The organism is Rhodococcus sp. CX, from assembly GCF_015865005.1.
GTDB lineage: Bacteria > Actinomycetota > Actinomycetes > Mycobacteriales > Mycobacteriaceae > Rhodococcus.
This window is the reverse complement of record NZ_JADZGH010000156.1, coordinates 23,085-29,143: the sequence shown is the minus strand read 5'-3', so window position 1 is coordinate 29,143 and position 6,059 is coordinate 23,085. Positions and strand designations below refer to the sequence as shown.

The following is a 6,059-nucleotide window of genomic DNA, read 5'->3' as shown; positions in this document are numbered from 1 at the left end:
CGAGCGCGAGGGTGGACTTGTAGAAGCCGGCCGACGCACCGAACCGTTCGGTGTCGAGCAGGTGATAGGGGAGCGGCTTGTCGAGTTCGAGGTCGTCGGGTTCGAGCCCGAGCTTCGTGGCGAGTTCGGCCTTCTGTTCGTCGGGGTCCAGGAACGAGTCGAGCAGCGCCTTGCGTTCGAGCGCTTCCTTCTCGGTGCTCCCGACGATCGGGAACAGGCCGGGAAGCAGCAGGATCTGATCCGGACGGCGACCGTGCCGTTGTGCCTGTGCCTTGAGGTCGCGGTAGAACTTCTGGGATTCCTCGAACACGGTCTGCGCGCTGAACACGGCGTCGGCGTACTTGGCGGCGATGTGGGTGCCGCCGTCTCCCGCCTGCACGATCACCGGACGTCCCTGCGGTGTGCGGGGGACGTTGAGTGGGCCGCTCACGGAGAAGCGTTGTCCCTCATGGTCGATCGCATGAATGCGGTCGACGTCGGCGTACTGCCCGGTGGACCGGTCGGCGACGAGAGCGCCGTCCTCCCAGCTGTCCCACAGCTTGACCAGGACCTCGACGAATTCCTCGGCCCGGGCGTACCGTTCCTCACGGTCGGGGAGCGAGGTGAGCCCGAAATTGGCTGCCGCTTCGGGATTCTGGGTGGTGACGAAATTGAGGGCCGCGCGGCCGTGCGTGACGTGGTCGAGGGTCGACCAGCGCCGCGCGATGTTGTACGGGTCGTTGAACGTCGTCGAGATGGTCCCGATCAGGCCGATGTGCTCGACCGCGGAACCGATCGCAGCGAGCAGCACCGAGGGTTCGAGCGAGTTCCACGTCTGCTCGGCGACGGTACCGGGGAGGGCCGGGCCGTCGGCGAGGAACAGGGCATCGAAGGTCCCGCGCTCGGCGATGCGCGCGATGTTGCGGTAGTACTCGATGTGGACGATACCCAGCGGGTCGTCCTGGATCCGCCACGCGGCCGGATGTTTGCCGGCGTTGAGCGCGTTCGTGTTCAGGTGCAGCTGACGGGTTCTGGTCATGTGATTCTCGGCGTCCTCGAAAGATGGTGCGGGAGCGATGCTGTCACTGGTCGGAAACCGTGATGTGGTCGAACACGGGATTGAAGACCTTGGCGATGTCGTAGTCGTGTTTGACACCGCCGGCCGCGTACGCCGCCTTCACGATGTTCTGCTGCGAGGCGATGAACTCCGGATCGCCGACGCGGTAGAGCCTGCCGTGCTTGCCGTTCTCGAAATTGATCTTCGCGATGTCCGGGGCCTGCTTGAGGACGTCCTGCAGGATGCCCGTCACCTCGGCCTCGTGCGCCGGGTACCACTCGCTCCACAGCTTGCTGAACCGGGCGAAGAAGTCCTCGGCCGCGGCGAGTTTGCCCGCGTCCGCCAGCACGTCCGGCCGGGTGATGAACCCGGCGCCGCCCTTGACGCCGAATTCCTCGTTGGTCGTCAGCTGCACCGCGTCACCGGACTCGATGGCCTTGGCGACGTGGGAGTAGCTGGTGACGACCGCATCGACCTGCCCGGCGGCGAACGCCGCGGCGGCGGCCTGGTTGTCCGGCAGCTGAACCGGTTCGATATCGTCCACCGTCAGCCCGGCATCGGCGAGGATCTTGACGTATCCGGCGTAGATGTTGCCGCCGAAGTTGTAGGCGACCGTATGTCCCCTCAGCTCTTCGATCTTCGAGATCCCGGCGGACTTCTTCACGAAGAGCGCCGGGGCCGGATAGGGCGTGCCCTCGTAGGCGAGACCGGCGATCGTGTAGATCTTCGGATCGGCGTTGCCGAGGTCGTTTTCGGCGTTGGCGGCTTCGAAGGCGGCGGTGTTCTCGCCGACCAGACCGAAGTCGGTCGCCTTCGAATACAGGGCCGAGATCTGAGCGGCCGGGCCGGCGATGACCGGGGTTTCGAGGGTGTAGGGCAGGTCCTCGAACAGCCCGGATGCCTCGAGCAACGCCGGATAGTCGGCGGTCTGGAAGCCGAACGTCAGGGTCACGTTCCGGGGGTCGTCGTTGTTCGCGCTGTCGGCGCTGCTGCACGCGGACAGACCGGCTCCCAGCGCGAGTACGGCGGTCAGGGCGGCGAGCCGGCGGCCGGCGCGGGCGGCGAAACGGGCAGGGACGGACACGAGGGGTAACTCCTTGTAGGTGATGGTCGAGCGCCGGGCGGGTCGGGTCAGTTTCCGATCGCGGCCAGCGCCGCGGCGCGCGCGGCGCGCCCGACGCCGAGTTTGTCGAGCAGTGCCTGACGCAGATCCTGGAAGCGGGCGTCGCTGCGTCGCCGCGGTTCGTCGATGTCGACGGTGATGTCCACGTCGATGTTGCCGTCGGAGAGGATGAGAATTCGGTCGGCGAGCAGGATGGCTTCGTCGACATCGTGGGTGACGAGCAGCACCGCCGGGTTGTGTCGGCGAATGAGTGCCCCCACCAGGTCGTGCATGCGGATGCGGGTCAGCGCGTCCAACGCCGCGAACGGCTCGTCGAGCAGAAGCAGCCCCGGCTCGGTGGCGAGCGCACGCGCCAGCGCGACACGCTGTGCCTCACCACCGGAGAGCGTCACCGGCCAGGCGTCCGCGTGTCCGGCCAGTCCGACCTCGTCGAGCGCTGCGACGGCACGGTCGCGATCGCGGCGGACGTGGCGGCTGCCGAGCACGACATTGCGCCACACCCGCCGGGCGGGCACGAGCCGGGGTTCCTGGAATACGACGGACCGGGACCTCGGGACCACCACCGTCCCGCCGTCGGCGGCATCGAGACCGGCCAGGATGCGGAGCAGCGTCGTCTTGCCGGTTCCGGACGGTCCGAGCAGGGCGACGAAATCGCCTTGCCGCAGTTGCAGATCGACGCCGTCGAGCACGGCCCGGTCGCCGAACACCCGCCGGACACCCCGGGCGTCGACCGCGAACGGACCTGTCTCGCTGCCGGATTCGCTCGGCAGAGAGTTTTCAGATGGTGACACGGGGCCTCCAGGGGAGCGCGAAACGTTCGATGATCCGCATCACCACGTCGACGACGATGCCGAGCGCGGCGTAGATGAGAATCCCGGCGATGACGATGTCCTGCCGCTGGTTCTGATTGGCGTTGTTGAGCAGATAGCCGATGCCCTCCCGCGCGTTGATCTGCTCGGCGAGTACCAGGGCGAGAAGTGATACGCCGGAGGCATATCGGATGCCGGTCAACGCGGACGGAAGCGCGGTCGGCAGGATCACGCGCGCGGCCAGCCGCCAGTTCTGCAGACCGAACGTCTGCCCAGCTTCGATGAGTTTCTTGTCGACGCCGCGCACCCCGTGGTACGTGTTCAGGTACACCGGGAACACGGTTGCCGCCGCGATGAGGATCAGCTTGGGCTTCTCGTCGATGCCGAACCAGGTGATGAACAGCGGCACCACCGCGATGAACGGGATGGTGCGGAGCATCTGCAGCGGAGCGTCGAAGATCTCCTCGCCGATCTTCCACAGACCCGCGAACAGGCCGAGGACCAGACCGAACGTGACGCCGAAGAAGAGACCGATCCCGGCCCGCCGGATCGAGACCGGCAGCGCTTCCTGCAGGTCGTTGTTCGACCACAGTTCGCCGTACGCGGCGAGGATCTTGCTGGGCGGCGGCAGGGTGAACTCGTCCGCCCAGCCTAGAACCGAGGACAGCTGCCACAGCACGATGAGTGCAACGGGGACGAGGAACCGCAGCACCCGCCCGCGCCACACCCGGGCGGCAGCTCCGATCCTGCCTGCCTCGGTGTTCGGACTGAGGTTCTCGACGTCCGGCCGGACAGGTGGGGCGTCGGCTGCCGTCGACGCGGATTCGCGCGAGATGTCGACGGCGGTCACGACAAGCTGTCCTGCGGCTGGGTGAACGCGTTGAACGGGACGGTGTCGTCGGCTTCCAACTGGGCGACCAGGCCGAGTTCCCAGGACAGGTACTTGCGGAACCCGGCCTTCTGAACCTCGGGGTCGCTCTCGCGCCAATGGGTGAAGACCACATCGTCGCGTCCGTGCAGCAGGTTCTCGTCACCCGACTCGAGTTGTTCACCGGCCGCGACCCAGGCGGCGGTACCGCCCTCGAGGACCTCGACGGGTCGCTGCGTCGCACCGGCCAGATCCGCGGCCGCATAGATCGCAAGGACACCGTCGGACGAGGTCAACACGATCGCGCCGTCGCCGGGGATGTCGGCGACGGAGTTCACCAGCCGGGACCGAAGTGCATGCACCGCACCGGGAATGTGGCCGTCGCGGTAGTCGAGGCTCGGCTGCAGGTCGACGACCTGCGCGGTTCCGGCGGCAATGTTGTCCTTCAGCGTCGCGGCATCGACGGTCGTGACGTCGCCGGGCAATCCGAGCAGTTGTACTGCCGGGCCGGTGCCGGTCTCGAGTGCCTCACCGTCGAACGCGTTCTCCAGTACGTACACCTCGCCCCAGCCGACCTGCACGATCCACGACGCCGCGACGGTTGCGCGCACGGAGTCGTTGTCGACCAGCACGATGCGGGCGTTGTGGGTCGCGATGTAGCGGAACACCCACGGGGCGACGTCCCAACTCGGCGCCGAGACGGTGCCGGGCAGATGGCCGGCGGCGTACTCGTCGGGAGTGCGGACATCGAAGACGTAGAGGGTGCGCTCGTCGGTTTCGGTGCGGAACTGCGCGAGGGTCGCCTTGTCGATCGACCGGATTCCGAAGCGATCGCGGAAGCGCTCTGCGGCAGCGTGCGCCTGGTCGAGGGAAGAACCGGTGGGAAGCGGCGCGGCCGAATGCTTGCCGTGGTCGAGTTCCAGCCCCTCCAGAACCCACGACTGCGTGCCACCCTCCAGCGCGACGACCGAGTTGGGCAGTCCCGCGTTGATCAGGACCTGCGCTCCGAGGATGCTGCGGGTCCGCCCGGCGCAGTTGACGACGACGAGCGTCTCGGGCGACTTCACCACTTCGGCGGCTCGATAGACCAGTTCCGCGCCCGGAATCGAGGTGCCGCCCGGCAGGCTGTGGTTTTCGAACTCGCCGATCGGGCGGCTGTCGAGCACCACGATGTCCTCGCCGGCGGCGACCTTGGCGCGGAACTCCGGAACGCTGATGTGAGGCGTGCTGTAGACCTCTTCGATCCATTCACCGAACGCCTGGCCGACGACGTTGTCGCCACCGAACTGGACCGTGTAGCCGGCATTCGCCCAGGCGGCGATCCCGCCGTCGAGCACGCGTACATCCACGTAGCCGAGCTCGGCGAGCCGGGACGCGGCCCGCTGCGCGAGGTCGTCGTCCTTGCCGCCGTCGTAGACGATCACCGGCGTGGAACGTCGCGGAACGAGCGCGTCGACGCGCAGTTCGAGGCGGCTCAGCGGGACCGCAACACCGAGCAGGATCGAGCCCTCCTCGGCCGTAACCCGGGCCTCGCGGACGTCGAGGAGCGCGTATTCGTCGTGGATCGACAAGAGATCGTGCAGTTCGTCGGCTGCGATGGTCGACGTGGTGACAGTGGGCATGGGGTGTTCCTCCGAGGGACGTGAAGTCGGTCAGTAGTAGATGAAGCCGGGAATGCCGCCACCGGCGACGATTCCGTCGCCGGTGATCGCGGCACTGCGCGGCGACGCGAGAAAGGCCACGACCCAGGCGACCTCCTCGGGTTCGACAACTCGTCCGATGACGTTGTCGAGGTGCGATTTTCGGGTCGATTCGTTCACGAAAGCGCGGTTCCGGAACTCCTCGAAACGTTCGGTGCGCGTCGCGCCCGGGTGCACGACCGTCACGTTGATGCCGTACTTGCCGAGTTCGTCCGCGACGTTCTTGGTCAAGGCGGTGACGCCCGCATTACGCACGGAACCGATGACGGACACGGTCTGCCGCGAACCCGTGCCGCTGATGTTGATGATCCGGCCCCAGCCGTTCTCGATCAGCAGGGGCGCGACCGCGCGAATCGTGCGGAGATAGCCGATGACCTTGACGTCGATCTGCCGGTGAAACCACTCGTCGTCGGCGTCGTTGAAACTCGGCCCGTGCTGAGCAGGCTGTTCGGCCGCGTTGTTCACCAGGATTTCGATGCCGCCGAACTCCTGTGCGACGGTGTCGACGAGCGCTTTCACGGAT

Annotated in this window: 6 protein-coding genes; all 6 read right to left on the bottom strand. The window is 67.0% G+C overall.

Features of this window, described 5'->3' with window-relative positions; genetic code table 11:
- Positions 1 to 1,018, bottom strand: a 1,018-nt coding sequence (locus I0Q12_RS16325) for an NtaA/DmoA family FMN-dependent monooxygenase (RefSeq protein ID WP_231610797.1), incomplete at its 3' end; no start/stop codon positions are given.
- Positions 1,019 to 1,061: 43 nt separating this feature from the next.
- Positions 1,062 to 2,120 carry an ABC transporter substrate-binding protein gene (locus tag I0Q12_RS16320; protein WP_197252897.1) on the bottom strand — a complete coding sequence of 353 codons (1,059 nt, stop codon included), beginning with the start codon at positions 2,118 to 2,120 and terminating at the stop codon, positions 1,062 to 1,064.
- 47 nt (positions 2,121 to 2,167) lie between these two features.
- Positions 2,168 to 2,950 (bottom strand): ABC transporter ATP-binding protein, encoded by a 783-nt coding sequence (locus tag I0Q12_RS16315; RefSeq protein ID WP_197252896.1) that lies wholly within the window; start codon positions 2,948 to 2,950, stop codon positions 2,168 to 2,170.
- Positions 2,937 to 3,818, bottom strand: a complete 882-nt coding sequence (locus I0Q12_RS34905) for an ABC transporter permease (RefSeq protein ID WP_307846281.1) — start codon at positions 3,816 to 3,818, stop codon at positions 2,937 to 2,939. The genes I0Q12_RS16315 and I0Q12_RS34905 overlap by 14 nt, the downstream gene beginning before the upstream one ends.
- A complete protein-coding gene (locus tag I0Q12_RS16305; protein WP_197252895.1) occupies positions 3,815 to 5,458 on the bottom strand; it encodes a rhodanese-like domain-containing protein in 1,644 nt (547 codons plus the stop codon). Before I0Q12_RS16305 ends, I0Q12_RS34905 begins: the two co-directional genes overlap by 4 nt.
- A gap of 30 nt (positions 5,459 to 5,488) precedes the next feature.
- Positions 5,489 to 6,059, bottom strand: a 571-nt coding sequence (locus I0Q12_RS16300) for an SDR family NAD(P)-dependent oxidoreductase (protein WP_231610796.1), incomplete at its 5' end; no start/stop codon positions are given.

What these genes read in the sequence shown, in the direction of transcription:
- I0Q12_RS16305 (WP_197252895.1), bottom strand. Translation starts at nt 5,458, where the DNA reads ATGCCCACTGTCACCACGTCGACCATCGCAGCCGACGAACTGCACGAT.